Source organism: Salibacterium lacus (assembly GCF_042684865.1).
In the GTDB taxonomy this organism is placed as follows: Bacteria; Bacillota; Bacilli; order Bacillales; family Marinococcaceae; genus Salibacterium; species Salibacterium lacus.
In genome coordinates, this window is sequence record NZ_JBHUML010000005.1 from 492,397 (window position 1) to 509,130 (window position 16,734).

Consider the following 16,734-nt stretch of genomic DNA (forward strand, 5'->3'; position numbering starts at 1 on the left):
CATTTCCATCCTTCTTCTCATGCTTTTTCTTCTTAGTCTAACGCATCTCAGCGCATAATCGAAGGAAAGAGTACCGTTTTTTTGTGTACATCAAAGATTCCCTTCTGGGTGATACGTATATACGGCAGATGCGTCGATGAGAAAAAGAGCATGCTGTACACCGGATCCGCGTGGGGATAACCGCGTTCTTTCAGAGCCTGGTCCATTCTTTCATGCTGTTCGATGACATTACCCATCGGCTCGAGAGACATAGCGCCGAACAGTTTCAGTGGAATGCTTTCAATAACCTGTTCATCTTCGACGAGGAACATCCCTCCGTCATGGTTTTTCAGTTCATTGAACGCCTTCACCATATCTTTTTTCTTTTTACCAATCAGTACAATGTCACCTGTGTTGGAAAAAGTTGTGGCAAATCCGCCGATGCTGGTGCCGAATCCTTTTATCACTGTGTTAATGCGCCATTTACCGAAACGGTCAAGCATGACAAAAAAGCACTGATCATGGTCTTCATTCAGCTCTTCGGTCGTTACATCAATCGTCATCTGATACGGCTTCAGAATAACCGAATTCACGAGTTCAATACCCATAGGCATGGAAAAATGAAGGTCTTCCTCATTCAGATGCCAGTCGATCATGAATGGATGCACCCCATAGGAGGACCATTTGAAATCGCGCGGCGGGTAATAATTTTCTCCATCTTTAAGGATCCAGCGTCCTTTTGCCAGGACAGCTTCCGGAACCGGATTCTGCGGGCTTTCCAGAATGTTTAGATGCGCAATGCGCCCGGGTGCGATCATACCGATTTCATCGTCAATTCCGAAATGGCGTGCATTGTTGTAGCTTCCCATCTCGTAAGCTTCAATCTCCGGTACACCTTTCTCCAGTGCAATCGAGATCGTTTTATCAATGACACCCTGTTTGTAAAAGGACGGTGTCGAACCGTCGGTGTTGAATGTGAAACGACTGAAGTCGGTGACACCTGCTTCCAGCAGTTCTTCAAGAATCACCGGAAGATCGGGCCGGATGGAAGAATAACGGAGCGATGTCGTCATCCCTGCATCCAGACGCCGCAGTGCTTCTTCTCCGGTCATGGCTTCGTGGTCGCCGCTCACACCGAGCAGCGCCATTTGATTGATGGTACGGGCGGACGCACCCGGCAGATGGCCTTCAATCGGTTTGTTCAGCTCTTTTGTATACTGCATCCAGTGAAGAACTGTATCATCGCCGGTCATCACTTTCGGCCAGGCCGTGAGCTCTCCGCCCTGAAGAACGAGTGGATGCTCGAGCCACGCCTTCATCTGTGAAGGAGAAAAAATCGAGTCCTCTTCTTCGAGTTCCGTCTGCGCATCATAGCGCGCCCACCAGAACATGGACGTTGGCAGTTGGTTAAGGTCCTCTATAAGTGTAAGCGCTTTCTCTTTCTCTATATTTAAAAAGAAAAACATGTTGTCATTTACCAGGGTGGTCGTTCCACGCAGGGATGCATATTCAGCCAGAGTATGGGGATTATATAACTGAAACGGATGGGCATGCGGTTCAATATAGCCGGGAACGACATATTTTCCGCTGCAATCTACAATTTCGGTTTCTGTTGTTACGGCGGGCCAGTCATTTCCCGCATATACAATCCGGTCTTCATAAATCCAGATGTGCCCTTCAAGCCAGGCTTTACGGGCGCTGCTTAAGTACGTTGCATTCTGCAGCACCTTGCTCGGTGCCTTTTCGCCGCGCAGGACGGAGAGATGGCGCCGGAGCGTTTCTTTATCCCAAGGAAATAATTGCTGTGCAGCCAACCATTTCACCTGCTTTCTGTCTGTCGAGTTTTGGTTATCGTATTCATCTATCCATCTGATTCTGGATATTTTCATTCTACCATGTTTTAGCTCGTTACTCTATAAAAGGAAAGTGACAAGAATTTTAATTTTCCGTAAAGAAAGGAGTTCACGTGATGCAGCCTAATATAGGTACCGCTCAGGCATTCTGCCGCATCATTATCGGTATTGTACTTCTCTCCTGGGCCAATAGTCGTTCTTCCCGGATGCGCAGGGATCCGGACAATCATATGATCTGCATGGTGCTTGGTGCGATGAAGGTCGCTGAAGGCATAACCCGGTTCTGTCCAACGATAAGACTTTATGACATGGTCACCGGCGGCAGTCATTCCCCGGAAAACACACCGGAACATCATAACATGCATGAATCATAAGTCAAGCTGATGTTACGATTTTAACAGATGAGAACTGCATTTCATGCTGTTTTCGTAAATAATCTGACAAAAATATTTGCGTTTTTTGAGCGGAATCAAGAGGAAAGCGGGCGGAGTGTTGTCGATAGCGGGCGGAATTACCAATAAATCGAGCGAATTATTGTCGAAAACGGGCGAACCCGGCATCAATCATTTAAACCAATAGAAAAAACGGAGCGGGATGTTATCCCTGTCTCCGTTTTTTCTTGATTTCAGATGATGCTTCGTTAGTATTTGATAACATTACGACCGATATCGGTGCGGTAGAAGAGATTGGTCGTATCCAAGCCTTTCAGTTTCTCATAAACAGCGGTTTGAGCTTCTTGGAGCGTGGCTGCTTTTTCAGCAAGCAGCAGGACTCTGCCGCCGGCTGTGACGTACGTGCCGTTTTCTTCTCCGGCTCCGGCAAAAAAGAGCAGATCAGAGTCGGGAACGTCTGCAATCGGCACTCCTTTATCATACGGACCTGGATATCCTTTGGATGCAGCCACAACGCCGAGCACCGCATCACCGGACCAGCTCAAAGAAGGACGCCCGCCGTCCAGCAGCTCTGTTATGACGGCTGCAAGATCTGATTCAAGACGCGGCAGCACGACCTGGGCTTCCGGATCCCCGAACCGGGCATTGAATTCCACCACTTTCGGTCCCTCCCCGGTCATCATCAGTCCCGCGTACAGAATGCCGGTGAAAGAACGTCCTTCCTCGGCAAGCCCGTCTGCCGCCGGCTGCAAAACATCACGAACCGCACGCTCGACGTCTGAACCATCGAACTGCGGAACCGGGCTGTAAGCGCCCATACCGCCTGTGTTCGGTCCCTGATCGCCGTCAAAGGCGCGTTTATGATCCTGCGCTCCGACCATCGGCACAACGGTTGTGCCGTGCACGAACGCCATCAGCGAAAGTTCTTCGCCCTCTAGGTATTCCTCAAGCACAACACTTGCCCCGGCTTCCCCGAATTTATCATCGAGCAGTATGTCGCGGAGCGCCGCGTCTGCCTCTTCTTTTGTGAAGGCAACAGTTACTCCTTTGCCGGCAGCAAGACCGTCGGCTTTAATGACAATCGGAACACCTTCGTTGTCCACATGCCGAATCGCCTCGTCATAATCCGACGTCACCTTGTACGTGCCGGTCGGAATGCGGTGACGCTCCATAAATGCTTTCGCAAATGACTTGCTGCCTTCAATGGCCGCCGCTTCCTTTGTCGGTCCGAACACGGTAAGTCCGGCTTCCTTAAACGCATTGACGATCCCCTTAAGAAGAGGGGCTTCCGGCCCCACCACCGTCAGACCGATATCGTGTTCTGCGGCGAACGCCGTGAGACTGCCGGCATCCTCTTCGTTTACATCTACACATACAGCCGTCTGTTTCATACCCGCATTTCCCGGTGCCGCGTACACGGTATCCACCTCCGGGCTTTCTGCAAACGCACGGGCCAGCGCATGTTCACGCCCGCCGCCGCCGACAATCAGCACGTTCATGAGTGCGACTCCTCCTTCATCGTGTTGCTTTAGTGTTTAAAATGACGCATGCCGGTAAAGACCATGGCAATGCCGAGTTCGTTGGCTTTTTCAATCGATTCTTCGTCCCGGATGGAGCCGCCCGGCTGGATAATGGCGCTCACACCAGCTTCCCCTGCGGTTTCAACCGTATCTTTCATCGGGAAAAAGGCGTCGGAGCCCATGGCGCTGCCCTCAGCTTTCTCTCCCGCCTGCGCGGCGGCGATTTCGGCGGAGCCGACCCGGTTCATCTGCCCGGCGCCCACGCCTACGGTCTGCTGGTCTTTGGCAAGCAGAATCGCATTGGACTTCACGTGTTTGACAACTTTCCAAGCCAGTTTCAGATCCTGCCATTCGTTCTCTGTCGGATCACGGTCGGTCACAACTTTGATGTCAGCATCGAGAAACCCTTTGCGGTCTTCGTCCTGAATCAGAGCGCCGCCGTGAATAGACGTAATCTGCGAGCGTTCGCGCGGTGTTTCTTCTTCCATCGCGATTTTCAGCAGGCGGATGTTTTTCTTTTGAGTCAGAACATCAAGCGCTTCCTGGCTGAACGACGGAGCGATAATGATCTCAAGAAAAATCTCTTTGAGATGCTTTGCTGTCTCCTCATCCACTTCGCGGTTGAATGCGGTAATGCCGCCGAAAATGGAAACAGGATCGGAGTCGTACGCTTTTTCATACGCCTCGGTGATGGACGCGCCAATTCCAACCCCGCAAGGATTCATATGTTTAACAGCAACAGCAGCGGGCTGGCTGAATTCCTTGATGATATCAAGAGCGGCTTCGGCATCGTTGATGTTATTATAGGACAGCTCCTTGCCGTGCAGCTGGATAGCATTCGCAACAGAGCTCATCGGTCCAATCGGCTCCCGGTAGAAAGCTGCCTGCTGATGTGGATTCTCCCCGTAGCGGAGATCCTGTTTTTTCTCGTAAGTAACGGTGAACGTTTCCGGATACTGTTCACCTGTATGGTCGGTTAAGTAATTGGCAACGAGGGAATCATAGGAAGCCGTGTGACGGAATACTTTTGCGGCCAGACCGGCTTTCGTCTCTGCCGGAATATCTCCGTTTTCTTTCACATCTTCCAGAATCCAGTCGTAGTCGCCGGGATCGGTGACGACCGTGACATATTTATGGTTTTTGGCTGCGGCCCGCAGCATGCCGGGACCTCCGATGTCAATGTTTTCAATCGCTTCTTCAAATGACGTGTCCGGCTTTTCAATCGTTTCTTTAAACGGATACAGATTCACGACGACGAGGTCAATCGGGGTGATTTGATGTTCCTCGAGCTGTTTTTGATGTTCCTCGTTGTCCCTCATGGCCAGCAGACCGCTGTGAATATACGGATGCAGCGTCTTCACGCGCCCGTCGAGGATTTCCGGAAATCCGGTAACATCGGAAATCCCGATCACGTCGACACCTCCCTCTTTCAGCACGCGGCTCGTCCCGCCTGTTGAAATGATCTCCACGCCGGCCGCTTCAAGCTGCTTGGCAAAAGGTAGAATACCCTCTTTATTGGAAACGCTGATCAGTGCTCGCTTGATGCTCATTTGTGCATCGCTCCTCCCTGCGTAAATCGCTCTTTGAGTAAAAACTGAATCGTATCCGGATACAACCGGTGTTCCACGGCCTGTACCGCCTTGGAAAGGGAAGCGGGAGAATCGGTCGGCTTCACAGCTACCGCTTCCTGAGCAAGTATCGTACCGGTATCCATTCCTTCATCGACTTCATGAACAGTAACGCCGGTCACTTTCACACCGGCTTCCCACGCCTGCTCCACAGCATCCAATCCTGGAAAAGCCGGAAGCAGGGAGGGATGGATGTTTATCATACGTTCCTGAAACGCTGTCAGCAATGTATCTCCGACAAGGCGCATATAACCGGCCAAAACGATCAGGTCAACTTCCTTCTTCTGCAGTTGTTCCACAATTTCCTGCTCAAATGCCGCTTTGTTTTCATATTGCTTCGGACGAAATGAAAAAACCGGGATGTCCATCGCCTCCGCCCGCTGCACGGCATGAGCATCCGGCTTATCACAAACGAGCAGGGCAATGTCAGCTTCCAGCCTGTTTTCTGACGCGGCGTCGGCGACAGCTTGGAAGTTGGATCCGCTGCCCGATGCAAAAACAGCCAGTTTCATTCAGGCGTCCTCCTTTACGAACTGCAGTCCTCCGCCGGATGTCACTCGTCCGATACGGTACGCCGTTTCTCCGATTGCTTCGAGAGAAGACAGGGCTTCTTTCTCTTCGCCGGCATCTACTACTACAGCCAGGCCGATACCCATATTAAACGTGCCGAACATGTCTTCATCGCTCAGACTGCCATGCTTTTGAAGAAACGAAAACAGAGCCGGTGCATCCCAGGAAGACGAATCGATGGCGGCCCCGGTTCCTTCCGGCAGCATCCTCGGAATGTTTTCGTAAAATCCGCCTCCGGTCACGTGAGCCATGCCTTTTACCGGCACGCGGCGGCGCAGTTCCTGCACAGCTTTTACATAAATACGCGTCGGCTCCAGCAGCTCTTCGCCGAGCGGCCGCTCAAACGGCGCATACGTTTCCTTTAGATCCAGTCCCGCTTCATCAAGCAGAACATTGCGGACAAGCGACAAGCCGTTGCTGTGAATCCCGGAGGACCGAAGACCGATCACGACATCTCCGGGGGTGATGGTTTCCCCGGTAATAAGCGATGATTTGTCCGCCGCCCCGACTGTAAAACCGGCGAGGTCATATTCGTGCGTGTCATACATGCCCGGCATTTCCGCGGTTTCCCCGCCGATCAGCGCGCAGCCGGCCTGTTCACATCCATCGGCGATTCCTTTGACGATGGCTTCGACTTTTTCAGGAACGGCTTTTCCGCAGGCCAGGTAATCCAAAAAGTAAAGCGGATCCGCTCCCTGAACGGCGATGTCATTGACACACATCGCGACCGCGTCCTGTCCGATCGTGTCATGCTTGTCCATCATGAAGGCAAGCATCAGTTTCGTGCCGACTCCGTCTGTTCCCGACACGAGGACGGGGGATTCGTAAGGAAGCGCGGACATGTCAAACATGGCGCCGAATCCACCCAGACCTCCCATCACTTCCGGACGCATCGTCCGCGCGGTATGCTGTTTCATCCGCTCTACCGCTTCGTAGCCGGCCTCAACATCGACCCCGGCCTTTTTATAGGCGTCCGACATGGCGGCTGCCTCCTTTCTCGTTATCCATTGATGACTTTGTCATGGGGATGAAGCGTATCTTCATAAATATCAGTCGGATAATTCCCGGTGAAACAGGCGAGACACTGCCCGCAGTTAGAATCATTGTCCTGTCTTCCGATGCCGCCCAGCATCCCGTCGATGCTGATAAACGAAAGCGAGTCGGCTCCCATTTCCTCCCGCATCTCCTCAAGCGAGTGCGTTGCGGCAATAAGTTCTGACTTGGTGGACGTATCAATGCCGTAAAAACAGGGGTGGGTAATCGGCGGAGAGCTGATGCGGACGTGCACTTCCGCCGCCCCGGCTTGTTTCAGCATCGTAACAATACGGCGGCTTGTTGTGCCGCGTACAATGGAATCATCCACCATGACGACCCGTTTTCCTTCAACGACGCCGCGTACCGGTGACAGCTTCATCTTCACGCCCTGTTCACGCAGCTCCTGTGACGGCTGAATAAACGTCCGGCCGACATAGCGATTTTTAATCATCCCCATTTCATAGGGAATTCCGGTTTCTTCGGCGTACCCAATAGCAGCTGAAATGGAAGAGTCCGGTACACCGGTGACAATGTCCGCTTCAACCGGCGCTTCTGCGGCCAGTTTTTTGCCAAGGCTTTTGCGCGCAGTGTGGACGTTTATCTGGTCAATATTGGAATCGGGACGCGAAAAGTACACATATTCCATGCTGCACATCCGCCGCTCGGCTGGTTTGGCGTATAGTTCCGAGTGCATACCGCTTCGATCGAATGTAATGATTTCACCGGGCTGTACTTCACGTTCATACTCCGCTCCGATGACATCAAACGCACAAGTCTCGGATGCCACCACATAAGCCCCGCCTAGTTTTCCGATGCTGAGCGGCCGGAGGCCATGTGGATCCTGGGCAACCAGGAGCTTATCTTCGGTCATGATGGCGAGGGCATAGGCCCCTTCCACCATGGACAGGGCGTCACTTAATTTATCTTCCATCCGCGGGTACACGCTTCGTTTAATAAGGTGCGCGATCACTTCTGTGTCGGAAGTCGACTGAAAAATACTGCCTTGGTCTTCGAGTTCGAGTTTCAGATTGTGCGCATTCACCAGGTTGCCGTTATGGGCGATAGCCAGGCTGTCGGTCTGAGAGCGGAACATAAGAGGCTGGCAGTTGTCGAGACCGCCGCCGCCTGCTGTTGCGTACCGGACGTGGCCGAGGGAAGCATGCCCCTGGAGTGCTTCAAGATCGCCTTCTTTGAACGCATCATTTACGAGCCCGAGTCCTTTGTGAATGTGCAGATGCTCTTCGTCACTGACCACGATGCCTGCGCCTTCCTGCCCGCGGTGCTGCATACTGTGGAGCCCGTAATAGGAAAGCTGGGCCGCTTCTTTATGCCCCCACAATGCAAAGACGCCGCATTCTTCATTTAATCCTTTGATTTCACCAAGCATGGAATGGCTCCTTTCCAGGCGTTTTCCATTTCTTCTACATCCGCCTGCAGTACCTTTTCACCTGTTGACTGATGGACTTCAAGTGTCGGTTTATTGGTTACCGTGCCGATGCGTACGGCATCAGCAGCTGTGCGTTCAAAGGCTTCGGTGTGTTCGGGAGACACGGATACAAGAAAGCGGGACTGGGTTTCAGCGAATAATGCCGCTGCTGTATCGCCCTTAAGCGTTACATCAGCGCCAAGACCGGCGCTGTCGATGACACTTTCGGCAATTGCGGCGGCAAGGCCCCCTTCGGCGAGGTCATGGGCGGAACGTACAAAACCGCTCCGGATGGCTTCGAGCAGACTCTGCTGCCTTTCTTTCTCGAGGTTGAGATCAAGCTCCGGCACTCTTCCGGAAATACCGCCTTCCACCATCTTCTGAACTTCGCTGCCGCCGAATTCCGGTGCTGCTTCCCCGATGACATAGATAACGTCTCCTGCCTGTTTGAAGGACTGGGTCGTAATATAATCCAAATCTTCTATGAGACCAACCATACCGACGACCGGTGTCGGGTATACTGCGCCGTGCTGCGTTTCATTATACAAAGAGACATTGCCGCCGATGACCGGCGTATGAAGAACGGAACAGGCTTCACTCATGCCGTCCGTCGATTTCTCCAGCTGCCAGTAGATTTCCGGTTTTTCCGGGCTGCCGTAGTTCAGGCAGTCCGTCAATCCAAGCGGTGTGCCGCCGGAGCAGACGATGTTGCGCGCCGCTTCAGCTACCGCAATTTTTCCGCCGGTCTCCGGATCAAGATAGATATAGCGCGAATTACAGTCGGTTGTCATCGCAAGGGCCTTATTCGTCCCGCGCACCCGCAGAACAGCAGCATCCGACCCCGGTTGAACGGCCGTATTCGTCTGCACCATATAATCATACTGATCATATACCCACTCTTTGCTTGCAATCGTCGGCTGACGCAGGAGATCAAGCAGCGTCTGTTTCATATCGCCAATTGGCAGACTCGATGCCGGAAGCTTCTGGTTTTCCGTGAAAACCCGGTGTTCTGTGGATTCCGGGTGATACACAGGAGCCTCTTCGGCAAGTGCATCGGCTGGAATGTCCGCCGCGACCTCCCCTTCAAAAAGAAGACGGAGGTTCTGTTCTTCGATGACGTGACCCACTTCGGCTGCGTACAGCCCCCAGTGATCACAGATGTCACGGACTTCCTGTTCATGCCCCTGCTTGACGACAAGAAGCATCCGTTCCTGGGACTCGGAGAGCATCATTTCGTACGGAGTCATGCCGCTTTCGCGCTGCGGTACTTTGTCGAGATCCATTTCAATACCAAATCCTGCTTTGCTTGCCATTTCTGAGGAAGAGGAAGCAAGACCGGCCGCACCCATGTCCTGGATGCCGACGAGGGATTCGAGCTGTACGAGGTCCTGACAGGCTTCCATCAGTAGTTTTTCCATAAACGGATCGCCGACCTGGACGGAAGGGCGTTTGTCTTCCGAATCTTCGCCCAGTTCTTCAGAGGCAAACGTTGCCCCGTGTATGCCGTCGCGACCTGTACTCGCACCGACATACATGACGGTGTTTCCGGTTCCTTCGGCCACACCTTTCTGGATGTCTTCGTGGTTAATCAGCCCGACACACATCGCATTCATCAGCGGATTCTCTTCATAGCATGGATCGAACTGTATTTCACCTCCGATGGTCGGAACACCGACACAGTTGCCGTAGCCTGCGATACCGGCCACGACTTCTTCAAACAGGTAGCGTCCTCTGGCGGACTGCAGCTCTCCAAAGCGGAGGGAGTTCAGGAGCGCGATCGGTTTGGCCCCCATCGAGAACACATCGCGGAGAATCCCGCCGACACCTGTCGCCGCTCCCTGGTACGGTTCGACCGCGGACGGATGGTTGTGGCTTTCGGCTTTAAAGGCAACCGCCTGGTTGTCGCCGATATCAATGATTCCGGCGCCTTCGCCCGGTCCCTGCAGCACCTTTTCCCCTTTACTCGGAAATTTCCGGAGCAGTACCTTGGAATGCTTGTAGCTGCAGTGTTCGGACCACATAACGGAAAACACGCCCGTTTCGGTGTAGTTCGGAAGACGGCCGAGAATGTTTTCCGCCATGGCAAATTCTTCGTCTGTCATTCCCATGTCGTGATAGACTTTGTCCTCTTTTATTTGCTGCGGAGACGGTTCAAGCGCGAGCGACATGTGATTCCCTCCAGTTTTTCAGCATCGATTGAAAGAGCCGGCGGCCGTCCGTGCTTCCAAGAAGATCCGAGACAGCACGTTCGGGGTGCGGCATCATACCGAGTATGTTGCCTTTTTCGTTTGTTATACCGGCAATTCCGGCAGCAGAGCCATTAATGTCATCCTGGTACGTAAAAACGATCCGTTCGTTTTGTTTCAGCATGTCAAGTGTGTCGTCGTCACAGTAATAATTTCCTTCCCCGTGAGCAACGGGAATCGTGACAGTGCTGCCCTGTTCATATTCGGTCGTGAACATCGTACCCGCGTTCACAACGGTCAGCGGGGTGGGACGGCAGATAAATTTCAGGTTTTTGTTGAACTGCATCGCACCCGGCAGTAGACGCGCTTCAAGAAGAACCTGGAAACCATTGCAGATACCAAGAACAGGCATGCCCCGCTTCGCTTCTTCGATGATGCTTTCCATCACCGGTGCAAAACGCGCGATTGCCCCGGAACGCAGGTAATCCCCGTACGAGAAACCGCCGGGAAGCAGGACGGCGTCATATCCCGAGATATCGGTTTCGGTGTACCATACTTTTTCCACTTCTTCTCCAAGCGTTTCCTCAATGGCATAATACATGTCGTCGTCACAGTTCGATCCTGGAAATACAATAACGGCGAACTTCATGAAGACACAGCCTCCCCGATCGTATACGTGTAATCTTCAATGACTGGATTGGACAGCAGTTTTTCGCACATTTCTTCGATGCGCTTCTCCAGGTTGTCCGTATTTTCGACTTCAAGCTCCAGGTATTTGCCGATCCGGACGCTGTTCACCTCGGTGTAGTTCATGGCGTGCAGCGAATCGGTGACAGCACTTCCCTGCGGGTCGAGCACTCCTTCTTTCAGCGTTACGTACACATGGACTTTAAACATCTGTTTATGCCCCTCCCAGTCTTTTTAGAATTTTTGTATAGCCTTCCTGAAGAGACCCAAGGCCGTAGCGGAACACATCTTTGTCGAATTTTTCCCTCGTCTTTTCGTCCCACAGACGGCATGTGTCCGGTGAAATCTCGTCGGCAAGCAGAAGGTTTCCGTCCGCCGTCGTACCAAACTCCAGCTTGAAATCGACGAGCAGAAGTCCGTGCTGCCCGAAATGATGCTTCAACGCTTCGTTAACAGCCAGCGCCTGCGTTCTCATGCCGCTCAGCTGCTCCGGCTGTGCTGCCTCGAGCATGCGGATATGATCTTCGTTAATAAGCGGATCACCGAGCTCGTCGTCTTTGTAGTAAAACTCCACCACCGGCTCTTTCAGCTCGATGCCCTCCGCTGTGCCGGTACGGCGGTGCAGACTGCCCGCCACGACATTGCGGACGACAACTTCAAGTGGGATGATATCGGTTTTTCGGACGAGCTGTTCCGTATCGGACAGTTTCCGCTCAAAATGGCTCGGAATTCCTGCCTCATCAAGGGTTGCAAAAAGCATCGACGACAACACGTTGTTCAGCCGGCCCTTGCCTGCGAGCACTTCCTGTTTTTCGCCGTTAAAAGCGGTCGCATCGTCTTTGTATTCCACCCATAGCAGGTCCGGATCATCTGTTTCATACAGCTTCTTCGCTTTGCCCTCATACAGCAGTTCCTTTTTCTCCATGCCCGGCGCCCTCCTTTAGTCTTCCAGTCCGGTCCGTTTGAAGACCGTATCGATTTCACGAAGGTGATGGTTGTAGTCAAAACAGCCGTCAAGTTCTTCCGGCGTAAGTGTTTCGGTGATGCGTGGTTCCTGTTCGATCACCGCGCGGAATGATATGCCTTTTTCCCAGGATTCCATCGCTTTAGGCTGTACAAGGTCGTACGCTTCTTCGCGCGCCATCCCCTTGCTGATCAGGGTTAAAAGCACCTGCTGCGAGTAAATCAGGCCGAAGGTGCGGTCCATGTTCGCCTTCATGTTTTCCGGAAAGACGGTAAGTTTCTCGATAATGCCGGAAAAACGGTTGAGCATATAGTTAAGCGCCGTCGTCGCGTCCGGCAGAATAATCCGTTCCGCGGAAGAATGGGAAATATCGCGTTCATGCCAAAGCGGCACGTTCTCATATGCTGTCATCATATGACCGCGGATGACGCGGGCCAGGCCTGTCATGTTTTCTGAACCGATCGGATTACGTTTGTGCGGCATGGCCGACGAACCTTTCTGTCCTTTGGCGAAAAATTCCTCCACTTCCCGCGTCTCGCTTTTCTGAAGACCGCGCACTTCCACCGCCATTTTTTCGATGGAGGAGGCAACGAGCGCCAGCGTGCTCATGTAATGGGCGTGGCGGTCTCGCTGCAGGGTCTGGGTGGAAACCGGCGCCGGTTCAAGGCCGAGCTTTTCGCAGACCGATTTCTCAATAAACGGTGGAATGTTCGCAAACGTTCCGACGGCACCGGAGAGTTTACCGACCCGGACCGTTTCAGCCGCCTGCTTGAACCGCTCGATATTGCGTTTCATTTCTTCGTACCAGAGCGCCAGCTTCATCCCAAACGTGGTCGGTTCTGCATGAACACCGTGGGTACGGCCCATCATTACCGTATACTTGTGCTCCACTGCCTTTTTTTTCAACACAGCGAGAAAATTCTCAAGGTCCCTGAGCAGAATATCGTTCGCCTGCACGAGAAGATAAGACAACGCCGTATCCACCACATCGGTGGACGTCAGTCCGTAATGGACCCATTTCTTCTCTTCTCCAAGCGTTTCCGACACCGCCCGCGTGAAAGCAACGACGTCGTGGCGTGTTTCGGCCTCAATCTCCTGAATCCGCTCCACGTCAAATCCTGCATTCCCGCGGATTTTGGCGGCGTCTTCTTTGGGAATATCCCCGTAGTCCGCCCAGGCTTCACAGGCGGAAATTTCTACTTCAAGCCAGGCATTAAACCGATTTTCCTCCGTCCAGACCGCACCCATTTCCGGGCGGGTATACCGTTCAATCATTCGATTTCCTCCACTCTCTATCGTTTATTCGGGCCATACTCGGCTTGTTTTTTCCAGCGCATCGTCCTGCCCGCTGCCAAGAACGGTCCAGTGTCCCATTTTCCGGCCGGTCTTTGCTTCTGGCTTGCCGTAAAAATGAACGTGGCCGCCTCCTGCAAACGAAGCGAAATGATCCTGCACATAAGGCACATGCTCTCCGAGAATATTCGTCATCACGACGGGTTTCAACAGCTGTGTCGAGCCAAGGGGCAGACCGCAGACAGCGCGCACATGCTGTTCAAACTGTGACGTTTCGCAGGCTTCTATCGTATAGTGGCCGGAATTGTGCGGACGCGGCGCCACCTCATTGACATACACCGTGTCTTCATCGAGCACAAACATTTCCACCGCAAGCGTTCCGACGAGATCAAACGCTTCAGCCAGCTCATACGCCATGTCCACGGCTTTCTTTTCTGTCTGCTCCGCTATATCCGCCGGTACAATCGTCTGGTGTAAAATATTGTTTCGGTGTCTGTTTTCCCCGGCCGGAAACGTTGTTGTTTCGCCGTTTGTGCTGCGCGTCACGATAACCGATATTTCTTTTTCAAACGGGATCCAGGCTTCCAGCACAAGATCTGTCGTCTGGGCACCGAGTTCATCAAAAGCATCCTGAATGTTCGTGTCCTCCCGGATGACAACCTGTCCTTTTCCGTCGTATCCGCCTTCACACGTTTTCAAAACAGCCGGACAGCCGATGTCCTGCATTGCTTCTTCCAGAGCAGCAGCACTTGATACAAGACGGTACGGGGACACATCGACGCCAGCGCTTTGAATGGCCTGTTTCTCACGTCCTCTATGTTTCGTTGTATGCAGCAGACTGCTGCCCTGCGGCAGATACATTGATTGTTCGAGAAACGAAGCCGTATCCGCGTCAATATTTTCGAATTCATATGTGAGCACATCACAGTGATTGGCGAGTTCCCGGGCGGCCGTGCGATCATCGTACGCCGCTTCCACGGATACATCAGCAATTTGTGCCGTCGGGGCATCCGGTTTCGGTTCGAGCACAGCGATCCGGTACCCCATCGCGCGCGCTGACAGTCCCATCATCCGGCCAAGCTGTCCGCCCCCGAGAATTCCTATTGTCTGTCCGGGTAAAATGGAAGGTTTCATGATAAATCCCCCGTTTCCATTACTTTCTGCCGCATGGCTTCACTTCGCTGTTCCAGCCGCTCGGCAATGGTTTCATCAAATGCGCCGAGAAAGCGGGCGGCAAGAAGTCCTGCATTGACGGCGCCCGACCGGCCGATCGCCGTGGTTGCCACCGGTACGCCCCCGGGCATCTGTGCAATCGACAGAAGAGAGTCCATGCCGTTAAGGGCATTGGATTTTACAGGAACACCAATAACCGGAAGTGTTGTCTTCGAAGCGGCCATGCCGGGCAGGTGGGCCGCTCCGCCTGCTCCTGCGATAATCGTCTTCAAGCCTCTTTCTTTTGCCGAGGCGGCGTACTCAAACATGTAATCCGGTGTGCGGTGCGCCGAAACGACCTGCTTTTCGTATGGTATCTCCAGCTCTTCCAGTACATCGACTGCATGTTTCATTGTTTCCCAGTCTGATGTACTTCCCATGATGACGCCTACTTGTGCCTCCATATCAGGATCGACTCCTTCCTTGAACAGTAAAATACCCCGGCGCCTGGGCCAGTTTCTTCCAAGAGAAAGTGGTCCGGGTGCCGGGGTTGTCCCTGCCGGCAAAACAGTGGACGCAGCTGATTCCAAAGCGGTCCTTGTGCCGGCTCCCTGCCGTTCTTTCTCTCATAGTCCGGCCATTTACGGTCGCCGGGTAGAAACGTATCAGGCCGTATTCCCGATGATATATGAGAGTATTGATTTATCGTTTTATTCCTTTTTCAGCTTAACAGTATGTGATGAAATCTGTCAATTAAAAATCGAACGTTTCAACTTTATGAAAATGAAATGTTCGGTTATTGCGGACGTGCCTCAAATATTATCTTCTGTTTCACCGGTATGTTCTCTATTTTACCGTTTTGCTTCACTTCCTGGAATACCGGTTCCTCCCTGCGTCCGACCGGTGCAAACCCTTCTTTCTGGATGCGCTCCAGGCATTCTTCAATCGTTTCTCCATCCTGCACTTCGAACCGTTTCTTTTTTGCCATATCTGTTCTCCTTTCAAGAGCGGTAGTTCTGTTCTTGTCTGCTTTCATTATTCTATAATACCTGTTTCCTTCATAGAAATGGAAGGAACAGCAGGCACAGTGCTTGTGTAAATTTTCCTGCTTTGCTAGGATTTCATTAGAGGATGAGGGAAGGAAAAGGAGTCTTTGCATATGAACGATATTGGTCTTGTACTTGAAGGCGGAGGAATGCGCGGCGTTTATACGGCGGGGGTTCTTGAGTATTTTCTCGACCAGGACATACACTTTCCCTACGTTTCCGGCGTTTCATCCGGTGCTTCGGTTGCGTGCTCTTACCTTGCCAGGCAGAAAGGACGCAACAAGAAACTCCAGATCGGGATGGCCGGAGACCCGCGTTTTCTAAGTATTCGAAACCTATGGAGGGAAAAAAGTCTGTTCGGCATGAATTTTTTATACGACGAAGTGCCGAAAAGTCTCGTCCCATTGGATGTGGATCAGATTAACAACAGCAGTCAGACGTTTGTCATCGGGACAACCGATATCAAAACAGGAAATCCTCATTATATTTATCACCAGCGTGATGAAGACATACTGACTGCCGTCCGGGCCTCAAGCAGCCTGCCGATGCTGGCCCCGGTTGTGAACTATAAAGGGTGGCAGCTTCTCGACGGCGGCGTGGCCGATCCGGTTCCTGTTGAACAGGCAATCGCCGACGGCTGCGAACAAAACATCATCGTTCTCACCCGCCCCAAAGGCTACCGCAAAGAGCCGTTTAAACTGAGTCGTCTCGCCCGCCGCTTTTACAAAAACTATCCCGGCTTCGTCCAGGCCCTGATCAATCGACCCGCTGTTTATAACAAGACGATGGACCAGCTCGAGGATTTGGAAGAGCGCGGCAGGGTGAAAGTGCTCCGGCCCGACGCTTCCCTGAACGCCCACCGAACCGAAAAAGATCCGTCCAGGCTGGAAAAAATGTATAACGCCGGCTACCAGGATGCTGCCGATCTTCATCATGATTTTCCCGAGTGGCTCAACCACCCGTACTCATCGGCTACATAAGATACGTAAACCACCCATGCCTT

At 52.6% G+C, this 16,734-nt stretch carries 16 protein-coding genes and 1 riboswitch; of the genes, 2 read left to right on the top strand and 14 right to left on the bottom strand.

What is annotated here, in order from left to right; genetic code table 11:
- Positions 1-47: 47 nt before the first annotated feature.
- Positions 48-1,793, bottom strand: a complete 1,746-nt coding sequence (locus tag ACFSUB_RS15575) for an adenine deaminase C-terminal domain-containing protein (RefSeq protein ID WP_380714185.1) — start codon at positions 1,791-1,793, stop codon at positions 48-50.
- Positions 1,794-1,948: 155 nt separating this feature from the next.
- On the opposite strand from ACFSUB_RS15575, the gene ACFSUB_RS15580 reads away from it, so the two are divergent.
- Positions 1,949-2,206: a YgaP family membrane protein gene (locus ACFSUB_RS15580; RefSeq protein ID WP_380714186.1), complete on the top strand. Its 258-nt coding sequence runs from the start codon at positions 1,949-1,951 to the stop codon at positions 2,204-2,206.
- A 266-nt stretch (positions 2,207-2,472) separates the two neighbouring features.
- Here the strand turns inward: ACFSUB_RS15580 and purD are convergent, their stop codons facing one another.
- The 13 genes from purD to ACFSUB_RS15645 form a co-directional block, all read right to left on the bottom strand.
- A complete protein-coding gene (purD, locus tag ACFSUB_RS15585) occupies positions 2,473-3,723 on the bottom strand; it encodes a phosphoribosylamine--glycine ligase (protein WP_380714187.1) in 1,251 nt (416 codons plus the stop codon).
- A 29-nt stretch (positions 3,724-3,752) separates the two neighbouring features.
- Complete coding sequence (gene purH / locus ACFSUB_RS15590) at positions 3,753-5,294, bottom strand: bifunctional phosphoribosylaminoimidazolecarboxamide formyltransferase/IMP cyclohydrolase (RefSeq protein WP_380714188.1); 1,542 nt, start codon at positions 5,292-5,294, stop codon at positions 3,753-3,755.
- Positions 5,291-5,884 carry a phosphoribosylglycinamide formyltransferase gene (gene purN / locus ACFSUB_RS15595; protein ID WP_380714189.1) on the bottom strand — a complete coding sequence of 198 codons (594 nt, stop codon included), beginning with the start codon at positions 5,882-5,884 and terminating at the stop codon, positions 5,291-5,293. Before purN ends, purH begins: the two co-directional genes overlap by 4 nt.
- Positions 5,885-6,922, bottom strand: coding sequence for a phosphoribosylformylglycinamidine cyclo-ligase (gene purM, locus ACFSUB_RS15600; RefSeq protein WP_380714190.1), 1,038 nt, complete (start codon positions 6,920-6,922; stop codon positions 5,885-5,887).
- Positions 6,923-6,942: 20 nt separating this feature from the next.
- Positions 6,943-8,364, bottom strand: coding sequence for an amidophosphoribosyltransferase (gene purF, locus ACFSUB_RS15605; RefSeq protein ID WP_380714191.1), 1,422 nt, complete (start codon positions 8,362-8,364; stop codon positions 6,943-6,945).
- Entirely contained in the window at positions 8,340-10,571 is a 2,232-nt protein-coding gene (purL, locus tag ACFSUB_RS15610) for a phosphoribosylformylglycinamidine synthase subunit PurL (protein WP_380714192.1), read from the bottom strand. The genes purF and purL overlap by 25 nt, the downstream gene beginning before the upstream one ends.
- Positions 10,555-11,238, bottom strand: coding sequence for a phosphoribosylformylglycinamidine synthase subunit PurQ (purQ, locus tag ACFSUB_RS15615; protein WP_380714193.1), 684 nt, complete (start codon positions 11,236-11,238; stop codon positions 10,555-10,557). The genes purL and purQ overlap by 17 nt, the downstream gene beginning before the upstream one ends.
- Positions 11,235-11,486, bottom strand: coding sequence for a phosphoribosylformylglycinamidine synthase subunit PurS (gene purS, locus ACFSUB_RS15620; RefSeq protein WP_093335694.1), 252 nt, complete (start codon positions 11,484-11,486; stop codon positions 11,235-11,237). Before purS ends, purQ begins: the two co-directional genes overlap by 4 nt.
- Before the next feature lie 4 nt (positions 11,487-11,490).
- On the bottom strand, positions 11,491-12,201 hold the full coding sequence (gene purC, locus ACFSUB_RS15625; RefSeq protein WP_380714194.1) for a phosphoribosylaminoimidazolesuccinocarboxamide synthase: 711 nt from the start codon (positions 12,199-12,201) through the stop codon (positions 11,491-11,493).
- Between the two features lie 15 nt (positions 12,202-12,216).
- Entirely contained in the window at positions 12,217-13,515 is a 1,299-nt protein-coding gene (gene purB, locus ACFSUB_RS15630) for an adenylosuccinate lyase (RefSeq protein ID WP_380714195.1), read from the bottom strand.
- Positions 13,516-13,539: 24 nt separating this feature from the next.
- Positions 13,540-14,670 carry a 5-(carboxyamino)imidazole ribonucleotide synthase gene (gene purK, locus ACFSUB_RS15635; protein ID WP_380714269.1) on the bottom strand — a complete coding sequence of 377 codons (1,131 nt, stop codon included), beginning with the start codon at positions 14,668-14,670 and terminating at the stop codon, positions 13,540-13,542.
- A complete protein-coding gene (gene purE / locus ACFSUB_RS15640) occupies positions 14,664-15,149 on the bottom strand; it encodes a 5-(carboxyamino)imidazole ribonucleotide mutase (RefSeq protein ID WP_090927413.1) in 486 nt (161 codons plus the stop codon). Before purE ends, purK begins: the two co-directional genes overlap by 7 nt.
- A gap of 145 nt (positions 15,150-15,294) precedes the next feature.
- Positions 15,295-15,397, bottom strand: a riboswitch (purine riboswitch).
- A gap of 84 nt (positions 15,398-15,481) precedes the next feature.
- Complete coding sequence (locus tag ACFSUB_RS15645) at positions 15,482-15,673, bottom strand: NETI motif-containing protein (RefSeq protein ID WP_090927379.1); 192 nt, start codon at positions 15,671-15,673, stop codon at positions 15,482-15,484.
- Positions 15,674-15,844: 171 nt separating this feature from the next.
- Here ACFSUB_RS15645 and ACFSUB_RS15650 point away from each other — a divergent pair, with 171 nt between their 5' ends.
- Positions 15,845-16,711 (top strand): patatin-like phospholipase family protein, encoded by an 867-nt coding sequence (locus ACFSUB_RS15650; RefSeq protein ID WP_380714196.1) that lies wholly within the window; start codon positions 15,845-15,847, stop codon positions 16,709-16,711.
- Positions 16,712-16,734: the final 23 nt, after the last annotated feature.

Excerpts from the sequence above, each read along its gene's own strand:
- purS (WP_093335694.1), bottom strand. The coding sequence starts at position 11,486 with ATGTTTAAAGTCCATGTGTACGTAACGCTGAAAGAAGGAGTGCTCGAC.
- purB (WP_380714195.1), bottom strand. The coding sequence starts at position 13,515 with ATGATTGAACGGTATACCCGCCCGGAAATGGGTGCGGTCTGGACGGAG.
- purC (WP_380714194.1), bottom strand. The coding sequence starts at position 12,201 with ATGGAGAAAAAGGAACTGCTGTATGAGGGCAAAGCGAAGAAGCTGTAT.
- purH (WP_380714188.1), bottom strand. The coding sequence starts at position 5,294 with ATGAGCATCAAGCGAGCACTGATCAGCGTTTCCAATAAAGAGGGTATT.
- purN (WP_380714189.1), bottom strand. The coding sequence starts at position 5,884 with ATGAAACTGGCTGTTTTTGCATCGGGCAGCGGATCCAACTTCCAAGCT.
- purM (WP_380714190.1), bottom strand. The coding sequence starts at position 6,922 with ATGTCGGACGCCTATAAAAAGGCCGGGGTCGATGTTGAGGCCGGCTAC.
- purE (WP_090927413.1), bottom strand. The coding sequence starts at position 15,149 with ATGGAGGCACAAGTAGGCGTCATCATGGGAAGTACATCAGACTGGGAA.
- ACFSUB_RS15580 (WP_380714186.1), top strand. The coding sequence starts at position 1,949 with ATGCAGCCTAATATAGGTACCGCTCAGGCATTCTGCCGCATCATTATC.
- purQ (WP_380714193.1), bottom strand. The coding sequence starts at position 11,238 with ATGAAGTTCGCCGTTATTGTATTTCCAGGATCGAACTGTGACGACGAC.
- purD (WP_380714187.1), bottom strand. The coding sequence starts at position 3,723 with ATGAACGTGCTGATTGTCGGCGGCGGCGGGCGTGAACATGCGCTGGCC.
- purL (WP_380714192.1), bottom strand. The coding sequence starts at position 10,571 with ATGTCGCTCGCGCTTGAACCGTCTCCGCAGCAAATAAAAGAGGACAAA.
- ACFSUB_RS15645 (WP_090927379.1), bottom strand. The coding sequence starts at position 15,673 with ATGGCAAAAAAGAAACGGTTCGAAGTGCAGGATGGAGAAACGATTGAA.
- purF (WP_380714191.1), bottom strand. The coding sequence starts at position 8,364 with ATGCTTGGTGAAATCAAAGGATTAAATGAAGAATGCGGCGTCTTTGCA.
- ACFSUB_RS15650 (WP_380714196.1), top strand. The coding sequence starts at position 15,845 with ATGAACGATATTGGTCTTGTACTTGAAGGCGGAGGAATGCGCGGCGTT.